This is a genomic window from Desulfobulbus elongatus DSM 2908 (assembly GCF_000621145.1).
In the GTDB taxonomy this organism is placed as follows: domain Bacteria; phylum Desulfobacterota; class Desulfobulbia; order Desulfobulbales; family Desulfobulbaceae; genus Desulfobulbus; species Desulfobulbus elongatus.
The window spans coordinates 18,714-34,570 of record NZ_JHZB01000037.1 but is presented as its reverse complement, the minus strand read 5'-3'; the positions used below and the strand labels follow the sequence as shown (position 1 = coordinate 34,570).

Annotated in this window: 16 protein-coding genes and 1 tRNA gene; 9 read left to right on the top strand and 8 right to left on the bottom strand. The window is 56.3% G+C overall.

Annotated features, from left to right (window positions below; genetic code table 11):
* Nucleotides 1-231: 231 nt before the first annotated feature.
* From Q362_RS23750 to Q362_RS25025, 3 genes are all read right to left on the bottom strand, one after another.
* Nucleotides 232-501, bottom strand: a complete 270-nt coding sequence (locus Q362_RS23750; RefSeq protein WP_157470177.1) for a hypothetical protein — start codon at nucleotides 499-501, stop codon at nucleotides 232-234.
* A 204-nt stretch (nucleotides 502-705) separates the two neighbouring features.
* Nucleotides 706-879 carry an excalibur calcium-binding domain-containing protein gene (locus Q362_RS24885; protein WP_084312820.1) on the bottom strand — a complete coding sequence of 58 codons (174 nt, stop codon included), beginning with the start codon at nucleotides 877-879 and terminating at the stop codon, nucleotides 706-708.
* Between the two features lie 190 nt (nucleotides 880-1,069).
* Nucleotides 1,070-1,327, bottom strand: a complete 258-nt coding sequence (locus Q362_RS25025; protein WP_084312818.1) for a thermonuclease family protein — start codon at nucleotides 1,325-1,327, stop codon at nucleotides 1,070-1,072.
* A gap of 1,096 nt (nucleotides 1,328-2,423) precedes the next feature.
* On the opposite strand from Q362_RS25025, the gene Q362_RS0114895 reads away from it, so the two are divergent.
* The 6 genes from Q362_RS0114895 to Q362_RS0114870 all read left to right on the top strand — a co-directional run bounded on the left by Q362_RS0114895 (nucleotide 2,424) and on the right by Q362_RS0114870 (nucleotide 7,546).
* Nucleotides 2,424-3,164, top strand: coding sequence for a hypothetical protein (locus Q362_RS0114895; protein ID WP_084312816.1), 741 nt, complete (start codon nucleotides 2,424-2,426; stop codon nucleotides 3,162-3,164).
* The gene (locus tag Q362_RS0114890) at nucleotides 3,161-4,531 is read left to right on the top strand and encodes a type IV secretory system conjugative DNA transfer family protein (RefSeq protein WP_028319332.1); all 1,371 of its coding nucleotides are present in this window, start codon (nucleotides 3,161-3,163) and stop codon (nucleotides 4,529-4,531) included. The genes Q362_RS0114895 and Q362_RS0114890 overlap by 4 nt, the downstream gene beginning before the upstream one ends.
* Nucleotides 4,531-5,949, top strand: coding sequence for an HD domain-containing protein (locus Q362_RS0114885; protein ID WP_028319331.1), 1,419 nt, complete (start codon nucleotides 4,531-4,533; stop codon nucleotides 5,947-5,949). The genes Q362_RS0114890 and Q362_RS0114885 overlap by 1 nt, the downstream gene beginning before the upstream one ends.
* Nucleotides 5,949-6,665: a hypothetical protein gene (locus Q362_RS0114880; protein WP_028319330.1), complete on the top strand. Its 717-nt coding sequence runs from the start codon at nucleotides 5,949-5,951 to the stop codon at nucleotides 6,663-6,665. The genes Q362_RS0114885 and Q362_RS0114880 overlap by 1 nt, the downstream gene beginning before the upstream one ends.
* A gap of 110 nt (nucleotides 6,666-6,775) precedes the next feature.
* Nucleotides 6,776-7,177 (top strand): hypothetical protein, encoded by a 402-nt coding sequence (locus Q362_RS0114875; RefSeq protein ID WP_028319329.1) that lies wholly within the window; start codon nucleotides 6,776-6,778, stop codon nucleotides 7,175-7,177.
* A gap of 96 nt (nucleotides 7,178-7,273) precedes the next feature.
* Complete coding sequence (locus Q362_RS0114870) at nucleotides 7,274-7,546, top strand: HU family DNA-binding protein (RefSeq protein ID WP_028319328.1); 273 nt, start codon at nucleotides 7,274-7,276, stop codon at nucleotides 7,544-7,546.
* A 2-nt stretch (nucleotides 7,547-7,548) separates the two neighbouring features.
* Here the strand turns inward: Q362_RS0114870 and Q362_RS22980 are convergent, their stop codons facing one another.
* The 5 genes from Q362_RS22980 to Q362_RS0114845 form a co-directional block, all read right to left on the bottom strand.
* Nucleotides 7,549-8,439, bottom strand: coding sequence for a tyrosine-type recombinase/integrase (locus Q362_RS22980; protein ID WP_169737439.1), 891 nt, complete (start codon nucleotides 8,437-8,439; stop codon nucleotides 7,549-7,551).
* A gap of 296 nt (nucleotides 8,440-8,735) precedes the next feature.
* Nucleotides 8,736-8,812: transfer RNA gene (locus tag Q362_RS0114860), tRNA-Arg, on the bottom strand.
* A gap of 128 nt (nucleotides 8,813-8,940) precedes the next feature.
* Complete coding sequence (locus Q362_RS0114855; protein ID WP_028319326.1) at nucleotides 8,941-10,209, bottom strand: glucose-1-phosphate adenylyltransferase family protein; 1,269 nt, start codon at nucleotides 10,207-10,209, stop codon at nucleotides 8,941-8,943.
* Nucleotides 10,206-11,459: a glucose-1-phosphate adenylyltransferase family protein gene (locus tag Q362_RS0114850; protein ID WP_028319325.1), complete on the bottom strand. Its 1,254-nt coding sequence runs from the start codon at nucleotides 11,457-11,459 to the stop codon at nucleotides 10,206-10,208. Before Q362_RS0114850 ends, Q362_RS0114855 begins: the two co-directional genes overlap by 4 nt.
* Nucleotides 11,460-11,641: 182 nt before the next feature.
* Entirely contained in the window at nucleotides 11,642-12,673 is a 1,032-nt protein-coding gene (locus Q362_RS0114845; RefSeq protein ID WP_028319324.1) for a DHH family phosphoesterase, read from the bottom strand.
* Between the two features lie 426 nt (nucleotides 12,674-13,099).
* Between Q362_RS0114845 and Q362_RS0114840 the strand changes: the two genes are divergently transcribed.
* From Q362_RS0114840 to Q362_RS0114830, 3 genes are read left to right on the top strand one after another with little or no spacing between them, the layout of a single operon-like run.
* Nucleotides 13,100-14,182 carry an LptF/LptG family permease gene (locus Q362_RS0114840; protein WP_028319323.1) on the top strand — a complete coding sequence of 361 codons (1,083 nt, stop codon included), beginning with the start codon at nucleotides 13,100-13,102 and terminating at the stop codon, nucleotides 14,180-14,182.
* Nucleotides 14,182-14,937 carry a hypothetical protein gene (locus Q362_RS0114835; protein ID WP_028319322.1) on the top strand — a complete coding sequence of 252 codons (756 nt, stop codon included), beginning with the start codon at nucleotides 14,182-14,184 and terminating at the stop codon, nucleotides 14,935-14,937. The genes Q362_RS0114840 and Q362_RS0114835 overlap by 1 nt, the downstream gene beginning before the upstream one ends.
* Nucleotides 14,937-15,629 (top strand): ATPase, encoded by a 693-nt coding sequence (locus Q362_RS0114830; RefSeq protein ID WP_028319321.1) that lies wholly within the window; start codon nucleotides 14,937-14,939, stop codon nucleotides 15,627-15,629. Before Q362_RS0114835 ends, Q362_RS0114830 begins: the two co-directional genes overlap by 1 nt.
* Nucleotides 15,630-15,857 lie beyond the last annotated feature (228 nt).

The following is a 15,857-nucleotide window of genomic DNA, read 5'->3' as shown; positions in this document are numbered from 1 at the left end:
GTTCCTCCCTTTGAAATGGCAATACCGATACCCGCAGGTTGGACAGACAACATGGCGGCTGGTCGTTTCAACAGAGAAGATGAGCGCATTGCCAAGAAGTTGGGTGTTGCGATAGGTGACGCCCTTGATGCCAAAAGCATGGTATAAAAGTGTTTGTGACATGGCTGAGACTCCTTTTGTTGTCGGGTTTGGTCACCAGACAACATCTCTCATGCCATGTCACTTCGCCACTCATTCCGCAGTCGGGTACGCATTTGCCGGATGAACCTCAAATGTTGCTGGCCGTCCCTCTGCTTCAACAATCCTCGAATCAGTTTCGAAGAGGCCCAAAGCAATAAAGCCACCGCCATGGTTGGCAAGGGCTAAGACAGCCTTCGCAAATGTCGCTTTATCCTCATTGCTATTCTGAAGATCTAGCCAATTCTTGACCTCAAAGTTGAGATCCTCACGTGGATCTATCAGTAAGTCCGATAGCCTCTCTCTTGTAATTGCTTGCGTCATTTAAGCCAATCCAAACGGTCTATGTGCTATATATTTGATTTTGCAACGCCCAACAGATTATTTTTCAGTTTCTGGTCATGATGCAATTTTGAAGGATGATCAGAAATTGGACACCTGCCTTAAGTGGAGAAAATCAGGGGAAAATGGGCGAAGCAGAAAGTCAATATTGTTCCAATAGTGAACCAATCAAACCGTAACTTACTATCAACGACACCACTGCCTCTCACAAGGAATCCCATCATCATTTCCATCCATCTTCACGCCAGGACAATTCCTCAAGAAGAACTTCGCCTCATCGCATGAGGTCATTTGCGAGCAATAGGTTCTACCGTCACATCGATATTGTCCACTAGTGTCCCGTGCGGTTAGTTCAATCATGCAATTTCAAGGGTTTTAGGCGCAGTCTTCCTTCTTCTAACCTCGCAATTCTGACATACAGCTTCAGAAGTTCCTTGAAAATTAAAAGACGAAATTAACCAAACAGGACACTAGATGAACCAACACCAACAGGTTTGTTTTCACCAATCATGATGACTGGCATTGTCTCCTGTTCTTGCTTGTCTCCCCTCTATGCTGCTCGCCACTCCCAAGGTGGAATGGTACCAGGATCAGCCCATATCCCTTTCTTCTGCTGCCTGGCAACTCCTTCAGCCTTCACCCAGTCAGAACAGGACTTCTCTTTGCAGTATTTCGTGTATACCCACGCATAGCCGTTCTGAATGGTCAACTCACTGAGGCTTTGACCATCAACTTTCACCAAGCCAACAATCCGCTTATACTGATCAATATCCTTCTGCTCAACTTCAACACCCCGACCGGCAACCAAAGCAGTGGTTAAAACCTTTGCCTATTGACCGTGATTTCTGCTTTTTCTCCGGGCAATCTATCCCATACAACCTGACTTCTTTTTGTTGACCGTTATACAGTACGGTGATGGTATCGCCATCGGCAACGGAAACGACTTTGGTGGGCCAGGAGAAGCAGGTGGCCGGTATGGCGAAGAGGAGGAAAAGAAGGGTGAGGCGGGAACAGCGCATGCGGGTCTCCCTTGTTGAGTGATAGTTCTTAGTTGTCTACTGTATCACCGCCAAGAAAGCAACCCCGGTAAGATTACCTATTCCTTTGTTATTAATAAATAATAACAATGAGGGGGGCAAGGAATTTTACTCATCGCCCCTTGGTTACCTCCCAGGTTTGCGATATGATAATCATCCATCATCCCCATCATTGTCTTAGCCTTGTGCCTATCCTCCCTCTGTGCCGCCGACACCGGCAAGGATTCGAACAACTATTGTAAAGACGAGAGCATATCAAGGCAACGATGGTTCTTTTTCGTGGCACCATGCCAACTTATTGCCCCTGCATAGGCGATGAGGGAAGAGAACGCCGGTGCTCTGCTATGCGCAGAGTGACTTCATTGCTCAATGGGCAAGGGCCACACCCATGACCGAAAGCTGCGTTATTCACCTGCATGGAGGTGGAGCCCTGAAATCGTCCATCATAATCGCCCGGTGCAACGTGCACCTTGCATCGGGCATTTTTTTTTGGAATAGAGATAAAGAGGCAAACAGTCAGAAGTCGGCTCTTTCGAGTAATTCAGGCAAAGCCGCGCCATTCCAAACCACCGATTTTCTCTTACCAAATAGAATTGTCGAAAAAAAATGAAGCCCATTGCAGATGGAGACTTTTCAGTGGCTACAAACCGTCAGATTCACCTTAAATACAGCAAGTTGAACGCATCGCCACCTTCCGTTTCCCGGTGAATATTCTTCCAGCCTCCCCCTGAAACGCCCCCTTTTTTCCTTCTCAACTGCCCCCAAAACGATGTCACGCTGCAGGTGCGATGTCATCACCCCTGAAAAAAGAAGAGAGACCGATTGGAACGGTCGCCTTTTCTTCTTTTCACAAGGAGATGATTACGTATGCAGTCCATCATTCTGTCTTTAGCCAGTCGGTACACCCTTTCCACAGCCGAAGTCATTCAGGAAATAGAATCCGCTTTCGCTCGACAGCTCTCCCAGTGGTACCGGCAGGAGGTCATGGTTTTTCTTCGGGAAGGAATGCAACTGGAGGTTGTGGCCTACGGCAAGAGAAACGGACTTCCCGTTCAACGCATCCTCGACCTTCCCGCTGTCCTCTCCCGCAATCAATTCATAACCATTCTGGAAAACCACCTGGCCACGGCCGCAGTCATCAAGCAGGTCCGCTTGCTCAAATCGTTTGAGCGGCGCCTGCTCTGGGGCGAAGTCGTCCGCAACAGGGCCGGTGACCATCTCCTGGTTGAAACCGAGATTCTCGCCAACGAACCGATCATCGCCACCTGTCCCCTCAACCGGATCGGCCTGCATGAACGCCATGCCGGCCGGTTGCAGCCAGGCCAACGCCGGGCCTTCCACCTGCGCCGGGTCGAACCGGTGCTGGTGAATGGTACTCCTCGTACCAAAGTCATTTTGGACCGGGTCTCGAAGACCCTGACCGAGAATCTGCTCCGCCATCATCTGGGCGATGCGGCTCATCGATTTCAACTTCGCTGCCTGAAACGCTACGTCGGCCACAAGAGTATTGTTCTGACCACGAGGAAGTTGCCAAGAGAGGTGATCATTGCCGTTGACCGAGAACTCCAGGAACGAATCGAGGTCCGGATCGTCAAGGCCTTGCCATGAAGTCGCAAGAACAGGCAGAGCTGAAGATGCCCTGGACCCATATTGGACAAGGCGTGCATCTTGATCATCCCCAGACGGTCATGGAACTGGGTGTGCCCGACAGTCACCGCAAGGGCCATTTCTGGTGCTTCGGCACCACCCGGGTCGGCAAGACCCGGATCATGGAGCACATCATCGAGCAGGATATCTGCAAGGGGTATTCGGTGGTGGCCATCGATCCCAAGGGCGACATCGATCTGTTTTCCAAAATTACCCAACTGGCCCACGAGACCGACCGGCTCGACGACCTGATGCTGATCACCCCGATCTTTCCCCAATACAGCGCCATCCTTGATCCCTTATCGTCCTATTACATGCCCGAGGAACTGGTGGCCCATATCACCGCCGGGGTGGCCATCGGCCGGGAACCGTATTTCTTCGGCGTGGCCTACGAGGTCAGCCTGGTGGTGGTTCAGGCGCTCATTATGCTGGCCGAGCAGGCCGGGCATAAGCCCTCGTTCAACCTCAACGACATCAAGAACCATATCAGCCACCAGGACCTGGAGCAGCTCAAGGAGAAGATCGACTACATCGACAGCCCGGAGGCCAAGCAGCTCTCCTTGGACATTCAGAAGATCCTCTCGACTCCGGCGGACTATTACTCCAAGGTGGCCAGCTCGCTCCGGGTGGCGCTCACCGAGCTGACCTCGGGCAATGTCGGCAAGATCATCGGCAAGGCCGACGAGAACCGCTTCATCCAAAGGCTGGAGGAGGGCAAGGGCATCATCCTGGTGGTGCAGTTGGGCTCACTGTTGACCAAACGGGCCGCTTATACAGCCGGCAAGGTGATCATCTCCATGATCCAGGCCTTTGTCGGTCGGGTCTACTCCTCGGGCAGGAATGTGACTCCCTCGTTGGTGCTCCACATCGATGAGGCCCAGTCAGTGCTCTACCAGGGGATTGAGGATCTCTTTGCCAAGGCTGGCGGGGCCGGAGTGTTCATCCACGGATACTGTCAATCGATCAGCCAGTTATACGCCGAGGTCGGCGAGGACCGGGCCAATACCATCCTCGACAACTGCAATACCAAGCTGTTCATGCGGGTGCCGGATCCCAGTACCGCTAACTACGTCTCCGAGCACCTAGGCGAAGAGAAGCGATTTTCCCCCATCATCTCCCTGGGCGGCAACGTCGCCATCCGCGAGACCGAAGAGGTACGGATCAAGCCGAGCGAGATCCTCAAGATGAAGCCCCGTGAACTCTTCCTCATCACCTACTCCGGGACCTACAAGGGAGTGACCGCCGACGTCGAGAAAGGGAGGCTCAAGGTGGTCTTTCCAGACCTGGCCGGTGAGACGATCATCAAGAAGCAAGTGAAGAGCGGCTGATGCTGGGCATCTGGCCGACGATCATCCTGGGGGTGGCTTTGGTGTTGGTGGGCGTTGCCGGCATACTGGTGCTGCGGGGTGAAGAGCAGGAGCCCTCGTTCTTGGAGCAGATGACCCTGAGCGCCCTCTCGCAGCGGTGGGTCCGGCCCAAGTCATTCACCCGGATAGAAGGGGTGAAGCATATCTCCGAGTTGGCCCACCTTTGGCGGAATGAGCAGGTGATTGCTGAAGGCATCGAGAAGGTTGAACTGCGGCATCCACGCGCCCGCTCCTTTGCCAGCCAGTTGCGAACCTGGTCCTTTTTCAAACAAGCGCCCGGGCAGCGGGCGGTGTGCATGGAGATTCTTCGCCTGCTCGACCGTGAGGGGCAGTGCCCTTCGGTGGTCGATGTTCAGGGCGATGTCGAAGCTGCCTGGGAGCAGAACACTTATCAAATTCTGTCCAAGACCACGCTCCTCAATCATTCCCTCAATGTGGCCGAGCAGGTGGTCAAGCTGCTCTCCGACCATCAGGCCTGGCATGTAATCCCGGATACCATGGTGGCGGCCCTGGGTCATGACCTGGGTAAACTGAAATCAGCACGAGGTTCGCTCTATGCCCTGGGCGAGCATCCTCTGGCCGCCGGCGCAATCATATCCGCCATCCCCGGATTTAAGGAACTCTCCCGCAAGGAGGACATCCTTCGGGCCATCAAAATGCACCACAAGCTGACCGAGGGGCTGCTGGGCAAGACCCTCAAGAAGGCTGATCAGCAGGCCCGGCAGCAGGAGCTGGAGCGTTGGGTGGGAGTGGAGGCAACCGAGGAAATCAAGGAGTCGCACGAAGAGGAAGCGAAAGAAAAGCCACCGAAGCCATCACCCCGGGAAGCGGTGCAGCGGGTGCAGGCAGACATCTACGGGGAATCCATTGATCCTGCTCCATGTAGGGAAGAGATCGCGCCGCCCCAGCGGATGGACATCTCAGGCTGGTTCGATGCCACCGGATACCTGGCCATGCTCAAGCCCTACATCAACCGGCTTGATGGCCGGCGATTTCTCGCCTTCTCCATGACCGATGGTCTGGTCTATTTCCAGGTCAAGGTGCTGGAAGAGGTGGCCCGCAAGCAGGCCCAAGAGGCCGGCTGCATGGAGATCGCCACCATGGCCCAGGATGATCCCACCATGCGCCAGGTGCTGTTCAGTGTTGTTCAGCAGCTACGACAGCAGCATGAGGTCATTGCCACCCATTTGATCAAGGCCACCTATTTCGGTGGCTACTTCCTGGTGACCAGGAAGTTCAACAAGGAGATGCGGGGCTACTATACCCCCTTCCATGCCGAGACATTCGGTTCCATTGCCGAGATGGAACGAGCCAAGCCGGAGCTGCTCCGCGATATCCTCAGCGTCAGTCCCTATACCGGCAGTGACCAGGTGAGCTGATGACCAGGGAACGGGAAGCCAAAGGGGCAAACGACACCAATGCCCAGATCATCACCACCGATAGCGGCCGGATCTACAAGCCGGTCAACCTGCTCAGTGCCATCTCCGAGATCCAGCAATTCTATGTGATCGAGAGCAAGGGGCAAAACATCCCGGCCGAGTTCCTCACCCTGGAGCGGACCATCGATTTTTTCAAGATCGGATTGAAAAGCGGGTTCAACGAGGGGATTGCCCTGGTGCTGTTGTTCCCGATGTTCCACTTCTACCTCTTTCCCTTTGTCTTCCTCCATCTCGACTGGTTCAGCCATCTGCTCTTTGGCTGCATCCCCTATCTGCCCCTGATCATCAACACCCTCATGTGCAGCTATATCAGTCGCTACTTTGTCGGCAACATCACCCGCAAGGCAGTCAACTCCCTGCTTTCCGGCCGGGCACTCTCCCTCCTGCTCAAGGCCTTCCTGGTCTATGTCATCTATCTGGTCTTGTTCCGCTTGAGTACCCCTGAGAACATCGGCCGGTTGGCCAGCCAGTTTGGTGCAAAGGCCCACCAAATATACCAATGCTTCTTTGCCATCAAGCCACACCTGGTGCCGTTGGCCACCAAGAGCAGTCTGCTCATGGTGCTGGCGGCGGTGTTTCCTTACGGATCGGTCTACATGCTTGACTGCTGGCATCGCCACCGGATCAAGCGCAACATACAGCGTATTTCTGCCTAACCAGCATGGCTGGACCAAATTGGCCGACCACAACGAACAATAAAAGGTCTGCGCTCCGGCATGGCATCGCCACCGGAACTAATTTCATATCAACCAATGGAGATTCAATCATGGAACACGAAGAAAAAAAACAGCGCCCCTCTTGGCAGGAGATTGAGGAGAGGAAAATCAATCTGGTGAAGGAAAAAGGCTCGCGGGTCATGCGGGTCAACTCGCCGATAGGCTCCACCATGTTCAGTATCCTGCGGCAGTTTGACATGGCCTACGCCAATTTCAAAGGCCGGCTGGGAGAGATGGGCGGCATCACCTACGAAGAGGGCGCTGCCTTGATGGAAGAGGGGCGGGAGATCGTTATGGCCTTCTCTGATTTCACCGCACGGCTCAGTCGAAGGGTCAAGTTTCGCTACTATCCCCCCGACGAAATCAAAGATTATCTGGAGCTGCTCAAAGCCCAGGAGAAGAGCGAAGAGGCTTCGCGTGACGCAGGGGGTGCGGTTTCGACTGAGTCATGACCCGCCAAGACAATTGCACCTTGCCTTGGTGGGCAAGGTCTGCTATCTCGCAAGGCAGACAAGATGTTATTAACTTCCTCTTCCAATGGAGTGTTTATGAACAAAACCGAGTTGATCGACAAAGTTGCCAAAGAAAGCGCCCTGAGCAAGTCCGCCGCCGAGCAGGTGGTGAACAGCGTCTTTTCAGCCATCGCAGAGGCGATGAAGAGCGGTGACAAGGTCACTCTGGTGGGATTTGGCACCTTCTCCACCTCCGAGCGCGCTGCCCGTGAAGGACGGAATCCGCAATCGGGAGAAATGATCAACATCCCCGCCAAGAAGGTGGTCAAGTTCAAGGCGGGGAGTAAGCTGGTCGATTCTGTGAAATAACACTATCGGCCTAATTGTTCGATTCGGTCGATCGCTCTTAATTTATGGTCATCAAGAAGGTGGGTGTACCTTTGCACCATTTGCATCGTACTGTGCCCCAGGATGTCCGCAAGAGTCCGCAAATCAACTCCAGCCATCAGCAAATAACTGGCGGCGGTATGCCTTAAATCATGCATGTGAAAATCTTCAATGTTTGCTTTTTTCACAGCATTATCAAAGGATCTTCGAAAATAAAGGTTTGGTCGCCTTTGAATAGTTGCAGAACAATTGGCAGGGAGAAAAACTAACTGGTTCCCATCATACTGTTCCGGCATTATCTCAAGGAGCAGTTCGACAGCTTTAACCGTCAGAGGAACTCTGCGGGGTTTAGTCTTTGTGACAGTTAGGTCAATGATTCTTGCATCAATATCTATCTGTTTCCACCTCAATCCAGCACCTTCAGACGGCCTCATGCCCGTATGGAGAAGCAGTTGTACATAGTGAAACAATTTTCCGTTCTTACTTTTCTTTGAAACCTCAAGCAAATGCCTCGCCTCATCTTTGCTGAGCAGTCGCATTCGACTATCAGGTTTGGCAGGTTTACGAATAGCCGCTACTGGATTTTTTATATCCAACGCCCATTCTGCATTTGCGATCGTGTACAAGTGTGACAACAAGGCAAGATCTTTTTGAACGGTCGAGGGACCCACAGTTTGTAACCGCTTATCACGAAAAGAGGCTACCAGTGCCGATGTAATCTCTTTTAATTTTAATCCGGCAAAAGCCTCTCGCAATCGATTGGCAGATGTTATTTCGCGAACTTTTGTGTTGGGCTTTTTTCGACTGGAGACTTCTAATTCGTAACGATCAAGCGCTGAGGAAAAGGTCACATCATCAGGCAAGATTTCATTCACCCTCCCCCCAGATCGAATAATTACCTCCGTTTCCTCTACCCAACGTTGAGCGTCTGACAGGCGATCAAAGGTCTGTGAAAGACAGGGATGCCCCTGTAGCCTGACCTCCGCCTTATAGACCGTACCTTTCTTTCTTTTTCGCTTTGTGATAGTAGCCATTTTTTGGGCGCAATTTTGGGCGCAATTTTTAGCAAAACACTGCTCGTTTAAGTCAAAATATGCTAAGCGCAGCTAAAATGCAAATAAAAAGAAAAGGCCAAAAGCTCTGTATTCTTGAGCTTTTGGCCTTTGTTTATTGGTGCTCCAGGCAGGATTCGAACCTGCGGCACCAGGATTAGGAATCCTGTGCTCTATCCACCTGAGCTACTGGAGCAATATTGCAGAGAGCATTCAATACGATGCAGGGACTGACCCGCAGGGGGCACCCCTGGGCGGCCGTTTTCAGGGCGATGAAAATACCCGTTTCCTTGCACCCGCGCAAGCACTTCCTGCCTGCCCGCATCAGGCCGACTGGCCGTCCGGGAGAACATTCCGGCCGCTGAAGGAATCGCCACTATAGCCGAATTGCACGATGCAGTTGCGGCCGATTTGCGCGCCGACGGGAATTATTGCCTCCTTGCCCACCAAGGAGATACCGGTATAGAGGTGCTTGGGATACTGCTGGTTCGCCAGGGTCAGATTGTCGCCGTGTCCGACCACCGCTCCCCTGCCCACCTGGACCCGCTTGTCCAGGATCGCCAGATCGACCGCCGCCCGTTCCTCGACAACCCCGTCGTCGAAGATCACCGCATTGGTGACCACCGCACCCTTTTTCACCCGCACGCCCGGCGACAGCACGGAATTGATCACCGTGCCCTCGATGACACAGCCGGCAGAGATCAATGACGAGGCCACCTTGCATCCCGCCAGAAACCGCGCCGGGGCACGGTCCATGGGCCGGTCGCCGTATTCGGGATTGGGCCGGATCTCCCATTCTTCCGGCGAGATACCCGAGTTCTCACGGATAATGTCCATGTTGGTTTCCCAATACGACTGAATCGTGCCCACATCGCGCCAATAGCCGTAGAACGGGTAGGCATAGACCCGGTCTTCCCTGATGGCCCGGGGAATGATGTCCATGCCGAAATCATTTTCCCGCCGGTCTCGCGCCAGGGTTTCGAGCAGATATTTGGTCTCGAACACATAAATGCCCATCGAGGCCAGGTTGGTCCGCGGCACCTTGGGTTTTTCCTCCCACTCGACCACCCGGTTTTCGTTGTCGATGATGCCGGCGCCGAACTGGTGGATATCGCACTTGGGCACCACCATCATGCCGATGGTGATGTCGGCCCGCTTGTGCTGATGGTAGGAAAGCATGGCGTCGAAATCCATCCGGTAGATGTGGTCGCCGGAAAGGACCACCACCTGCTCGCTCGGATTGGCCAGGATGAAATCGATATTCTGGCGGATGGCATCCGCCGTGCCCTTGTACCAGTCGGAGTCCTTCTTGCCGGTCCGGGGCGGCAGGATTTTGATGCCCCTGGTCCGTCCGGTGAAATCCCAGGCAGCGCCGTCGCCGATATGGGCCATCAGGGACAGGGGCTTGTACTGGGTGAGGACCCCCACCCTGGTCAGGCCGGAATTCATCACGTTCGACAGGCTGAAATCGATGATCCGGTAAAGGCCGCCGAAGGGCACCGCCGGCTTGGCGCGGTGCTCCACCAGCAGGTTCAGCCGGCTGCCGATTCCACCGGCCAGAAGAAGCACCAAGGCGTCGCCGCTTTCTCTCATTGCAGTTCCTCCCCGTCTTCCAGTTTGTCCTTGGGCCATTTCTCCGGGGCGATCCGGGGCGCGACCCGGCAGCCGCAGCCGATGTGCAATCCTTCGGGAATGCTGTTGTTCCAGCCGATGACGCTGACCCGGCTCGGCTTCTCGCACTGGGGCTCGCCTACCCGGACATCCCGGTTGAACACCGTGTTGACGTCGCTCACCACCCGGTTGAGGCAGACGCCCGCATGAACGGTGTTGTCGAAAAAAATGATGGAGTCGTTGATCTCGGCCCCGGCCATGACATGGACGCCGGGAAAGAGGATCGAATTGCGCACCGTGCCCTCGATGAGGCAGCCGTTATAGGCCATGGAATTCTCCAGGCAGCCGTGCGGTCCGATCTTCACCGGCTGGCGGTCGGCGATATTGCGATGGGCCAAGTTGGTGCGGATGCCCCAGGCTTCGAGATCGATCTTGGGGTCCGGTCCCAGCAGATCCATCGAGGTCTGCCAGTATTCGTCGATGGTGCGGGTATAGCCCCAGTAGCCCCGGAACTTGTAGCCGTGCACCTTGTACTGCTCCCGCATCATCATCGGGATGATGTCGCGGCCGAACTCGTACGAATCACCCTTTTGGTTTTTTTTCAGCACCTCGAACAGGACCGCGGGCCGGAAGCAGAACACCGTGAGCGAAGCCCAGCGCCCCTTGGGGTTGGCCGGCTTTTCCTCGTAGGAGAGCATGCGGCCGCCGTCTTCGGAATCGTCGGCGATTTCGGCCACGCCGAACCGCGAGGCCGCCCTGGGCTCCACCTCGATGAAGGCGGCGGTCAGGTCGGCGTCGTGCTCGTGATGATAGCGGATCATCCGGCGATAGTCCATCTGGTAGACATGATCGCCCGACAGGATGAGAATCACCGACGGTCCATAATACTGGATATAATCGAGATTCTGGTAGACCGCGTCGGCCGATCCCCGGTACCAGTGGGGATTGTCGTAATCCTTGAACGGCGGCAGGATGGAGATGCCGCGGTTCCGGCCGATCATATCCCAGGCCGCACCGGTACCGATGTGGTTGATGAGGGAATAGGAGCGGTACTGGCTGAGGATGGCGATCCGTTCGATGCCGGAATGGAGCAGGTTGGAAAGGGGAAAGTCGATGACCCGGGCAAATCCACCGAAGGGAACGGCGGATTTCGGCCGATAATGCGTCAACACACCCAGTTCGTCGACACGGCCGCCTGCCAAGATCATCGCCAGGGTCGAAGGTCTTTGCATAGAACACCGTCCAGAGGGATAAGGCGCCCGTTGTGCGGCGGCAAGGCCCTGTCCGCTGGCGCCCGGCAAGAATGAGAACTGCCTCGCATAATATGCCCAACCTCCGACGCGGCGCAAGCACTATCTCGCACGACCACGGAAAACCGGCCGTTCGGCGATGCAGGAGGATGGGAACGGCGGGGCTATTTGACGTGCTGGGTGATCAGGCGGATCAGAGTCTTGGTGGTGAACTCCTGATTCTCCCGCAGAGGCAGATTCTTGAGGGGCGATTCGGCCCGGGCCGCCTCCCGATGCCCGCCCGCAGGACCGAAACGGCCGAAGGTGGCCTTGGCGAGTTTGCCGGCATTCTTCCGGTAGCCGTCGCAGCGGAAAATCACCACCAGCTTCTCGCCATGGATGCCGGAGACGATCACCCAGTCGAACCCCTCGACCCGATTGAAGAAATCGGCGATGATCACCAGGATGTCGGGGGTACCGACCTTGCCGAGGTGCACATAGGCCCTGTGGTTGCTCGCCTTGACTTCGTTGAGGGCGATACGGAAATAGCGGAGTTCGGAGCGGCGCAGCTCGGTCAGTTCGAACTTGCGCACCAGATTGAGGTTGGCGATATTGAACAGATAACGGAAGCAGATGCCGTCGGATACCTGCATGTTCTGCTTCTGAAAATTCTGGGTGTCGACCTTGATCCCGTAAAACAGAGCCGTGGCCAGGGCAACCGAGGGCTTGATGCCGGCGGCACGGAGATATTCCAGCATCATCGAGGAGACCGCGCCGTATTCGGGCCGGATATCGATGAAATCCGCGTCCCAGCCGGTGGTGACCGGATGATGGTCGATCACCGCATTGAAGGTCAGTTTCTCGAAGCAGGCCAGATGATTGGGCTGGGAGTCGAGCAGCACCTTTTTGGTGTAGTCCTTCATCGACAGGGTGTGGAACCGCTCGATGGGAATTTTCAGCCGCTCCACCATGGTCAGGTTGTTCAGGCGCCTGATCTCGTTGGGATACCCGATGGTGACGCTCTGCACCCGATAGCTGAGCAGCCGTTTGAGCGCCATGGCCGAGGCAAGGGCATCGGGATCGGCGCTGATGACGATCAGCACGGTATCGTTCCGGTCGAAGATGGCCCAGAGTCCGTTGAGCCGGGCGATGGCGGAATTCTTGCTGGCGCTTCGGGTGATGTTGTTGTCCGCGATTTTTTCGAGTCGTTTCTGCATAGACGAGGGCCGATAAATAAACGCTGCCGTCTCTTGAAGCGAACGCAGCCCGAGGGTCTTATCCGCCGAGAACGAACGGCGCGATGTCCGTTGCCGGCTCACACGCTGTGGGCATGTTCATGATGGAACTCATCGGACGGACAAAGGCTTCAGGTAAGAACTTCCTCAACATATGCTTGTCTCAGAGCACAAAAAGCACGAAAAAGACGAAGGCATTACCTTACACAGAGACACCGAGAAGTGCAAGCTCCGTCTTTCCGGAAAGCGAGAGGCCGGCCGGCGGCATCCCGCAGCGTATTCCTTGACGGAAACCGGGCAAGAGGGTACTAGAGAACAGGTGGTGCCGATCCGCAGGCGGCCGATTTCCGGCCGCGACAGTGCGCCATCCCCGAGTTTTCCTGACGATTCTCCATAAACGACCGCTGCATGATCCTGCTCCATCGCTATATCCTGGCCCATTTCATCCGCAACCTCGGCCTGATCATGGCCAGCTTCATCAGCATTTACCTGCTGATCGATTTCTTTGAGAAGATCGACGACTTTCTCGAGAAAGGCAAATCCTTCGAATTGATCGCCGAATTCTTTCTTCTCAACATCCCCTTCATCGTCGACATGATGAGTCCGGTCTGCATTCTCCTGGCCGGAGTCGTGACCCTCGGCATGCTCAACCACAGCAACGAACTGATTGCGCTGAAGGCCTGCGGCATCCCTTTACGAAAAATCACCCTGCCGATCATCGCCGCGGCCATGGTCTGCATCCTGCTGTTTCTGGCCATAGCCCAGACGGTCCTGCCCACCACCGTCACCGCCACCAACCACATCTGGAACCGCGAGGTCAAGGGCAGGAACCCCTCGGGCATTTATCGGAGCGGCCGGTATTACTACCGCGGGCTGGACGGGTTCTATTCCTTTGCCCGGCCCGATCCCCAGAAGAATCTGTTCGCCAACTTTTCATACACGGCCTGGAATGCAGCGTACCGGCCTCAGACCCTGATCGCGGCGGAAACCGCCGTGTGGGACCAGGGAGTGTGGACCTTGTACGACGGTCAGGTGCAGGAGGCGCGCGGCGAAGAACGATTCGCCACCGAGGTCTTCCATGAGCGGCGCTTCGCCTTTCCCGAGCAGCCCGAGGCGTTTTTCGTTCCGCCCTATCGGTCCATGGAGCTTTCTCTCGCCGAGCTGTACAAGGAAACCCGGCACAGTCGCTCCGACGAGGCGCGCACCAAGGCCTGGGCCGAATTTTACGGCCGGATTTCATACACCTTCCTGGGCTTGCCCCTGTTGCTGCTGGGCTTGCCCCTGTTGCTGCTGGTCTACCGCAAATGGGGGCGGGACCTCTCGCTGGCCATCCCGGTGAGCTGCGGCATGGCCTTTGTCAGCTGGGGTTTGTACACGACCCTCCAATCCCTGGCCAAGGCCGGTTATATCCCACCGCTGGCAGCGGCGGTGTCGGTGCATCTGGTGGTCAGCTGCCTGGGCATCTTCCTCCTGATGCGGGAGGACACCTGATGCCCCGGCGGGTCGGTATCGTCGGCGTGCCGCCCCTGGCGGTGATCGAGACGATCAACCGGGCGGGCGATGTAATCGTCGATCTCGACGAGCCCCAGGTCCGGGCGCCCATCGACCAGACCGCTGCCCGCATCCCCCGCGCGTACTGCGCCATTCTCCGCACCGTGGCGCTCAACTGCCTCCATCTGCAATTGGACCAAGTGTACATCGACGTCGGGCCGGGCAAATGCGATTGCGCCCTCCATGTGGCCGAGGTCATCGCCGACATGCTGCCTGTCCCGGTGATCCGTACCCGCAATCAGGACACCCGCGCCTTCGGTCATCCGCTGTGCACGAGCCACCTGCCTCTCATGGAAAAATTCCGCCGGATCACCAAGGGGGTGCAATCGGCCGCGCCCCATCCGCCCATGGAAACCTGCCGACCATCCTGCGGCTTCTGGGGCGTGCCGCCCAGGGATTTTTCCCTGCTGGCACTCTTCCCCGACACCACCCATGTTTTCGGCTGGACGCGGTGCATGGAGAACAAGACCCCCGCCGACCTGGAGCTGGAACGGCACTTCGATCCGGCCCTTCCCACCGTCTTCTTCTCGCAGTCCTTCTGCGCCAAGTCGGTCCTGGCCAAACACCTGGCAGCCAAGCATCCGCGCGCCATCGCCGTGGATTGCGACGTCACCGCCGGCAGTTCCACCCGCGCCAAAATCGAGGCCTTCCTCGAACTCTCCGGCATCACGCCGGGCCGGGGAGGCGCCGGCTGATGCTTTTGGCCGATTTCGGAACCTCCTACTGCAAGATCCTGGACACGCGCCGCGACAGCACCCCGCGCATTGTCGCCACCCGCAAGTTGGACCGTTCCTTCCGGGCCGACTTGGCCACCGGTCACAACGCCGCCCGCCGGAGCCTGCGCAGCATCAACGAGCTGACCGCACTGGCCAGGGGGGGGCTCCAACTGGTCGACCGGCCGGATTTCGTTCTTCTCGACTGCGGCAGCCGCGACATCAAGTTCGTCCGCATTCACAACGGCACCGTCGCCGACATGGGCTGGAACGCCGAATGCGGCGCTTCCATGGGCTTCACCATCGAGCTGCTCGCCACCTATTACCGGCTCGACTACGCCGCCATCCCCGCCCCGGCCACCGGTTTTTCCATCACCTGCGGCGTGCTCGGCATGAGCCATATCTTCGACGCCGTGGTCGCCGGCGTCTCCGAGACCGAAGCGGTGGCCCGGTTCGTTCGCGGCATCGCCCTCAATGCCCACCGCTTCGCCCATGAGCCGGACGAACTGTATCTTTCCGGCGGTCTCTGCGCCAATCCTCTTTTTGTCGCCAGTTTTCCCTGCCGTGTCCACCCGCTGGGGCGGTTTGTCCTCCTGGAGGGCCTGCGGGCGACCCTGCGGCAGGGAGCGGAGAATCCTGCCCGCCAAAAAGAAGGAAAGCCGGACATCGACTGACGACATCCGGCTTTCCGGAACCAACGGACCGGACACGAAACCGCGCACTGCTACTTCTTATCCTTCTTTTTTTTCTTTTTGTCCTTGTCCTTCTTTTTCTTCTTATCCTTGTCTTTCAGCGGACAATCGGAACATCTCTTGCCTTTTTTTTCGAACGCCTTGCAGCACTTGTCTTTTCCCATGGTTCGCCTCCCGCTGCCAAGCCAAGGATACGGATCGCTCTGCTTT

Coding starts and splice junctions, on each gene's coding strand:
- Q362_RS0114835 (WP_028319322.1), top strand. CDS start 14,182: ATGCCCCGGCGGGTCGGTATCGTCGGCGTGCCGCCCCTGGCGGTGATC.
- Q362_RS0114840 (WP_028319323.1), top strand. CDS start 13,100: ATGATCCTGCTCCATCGCTATATCCTGGCCCATTTCATCCGCAACCTC.
- Q362_RS0114885 (WP_028319331.1), top strand. CDS start 4,531: ATGCTGGGCATCTGGCCGACGATCATCCTGGGGGTGGCTTTGGTGTTG.
- Q362_RS0114880 (WP_028319330.1), top strand. CDS start 5,949: ATGACCAGGGAACGGGAAGCCAAAGGGGCAAACGACACCAATGCCCAG.
- Q362_RS0114875 (WP_028319329.1), top strand. CDS start 6,776: ATGGAACACGAAGAAAAAAAACAGCGCCCCTCTTGGCAGGAGATTGAG.
- Q362_RS0114890 (WP_028319332.1), top strand. CDS start 3,161: ATGAAGTCGCAAGAACAGGCAGAGCTGAAGATGCCCTGGACCCATATT.
- Q362_RS0114870 (WP_028319328.1), top strand. CDS start 7,274: ATGAACAAAACCGAGTTGATCGACAAAGTTGCCAAAGAAAGCGCCCTG.
- Q362_RS0114845 (WP_028319324.1), bottom strand. CDS start 12,673: ATGCAGAAACGACTCGAAAAAATCGCGGACAACAACATCACCCGAAGC.
- Q362_RS0114850 (WP_028319325.1), bottom strand. CDS start 11,459: ATGCAAAGACCTTCGACCCTGGCGATGATCTTGGCAGGCGGCCGTGTC.
- Q362_RS0114830 (WP_028319321.1), top strand. CDS start 14,937: ATGCTTTTGGCCGATTTCGGAACCTCCTACTGCAAGATCCTGGACACG.
- Q362_RS23750 (WP_157470177.1), bottom strand. CDS start 501: ATGACGCAAGCAATTACAAGAGAGAGGCTATCGGACTTACTGATAGAT.
- Q362_RS0114855 (WP_028319326.1), bottom strand. CDS start 10,209: ATGAGAGAAAGCGGCGACGCCTTGGTGCTTCTTCTGGCCGGTGGAATC.
- Q362_RS24885 (WP_084312820.1), bottom strand. CDS start 879: ATGATTGAACTAACCGCACGGGACACTAGTGGACAATATCGATGTGAC.
- Q362_RS0114895 (WP_084312816.1), top strand. CDS start 2,424: ATGCAGTCCATCATTCTGTCTTTAGCCAGTCGGTACACCCTTTCCACA.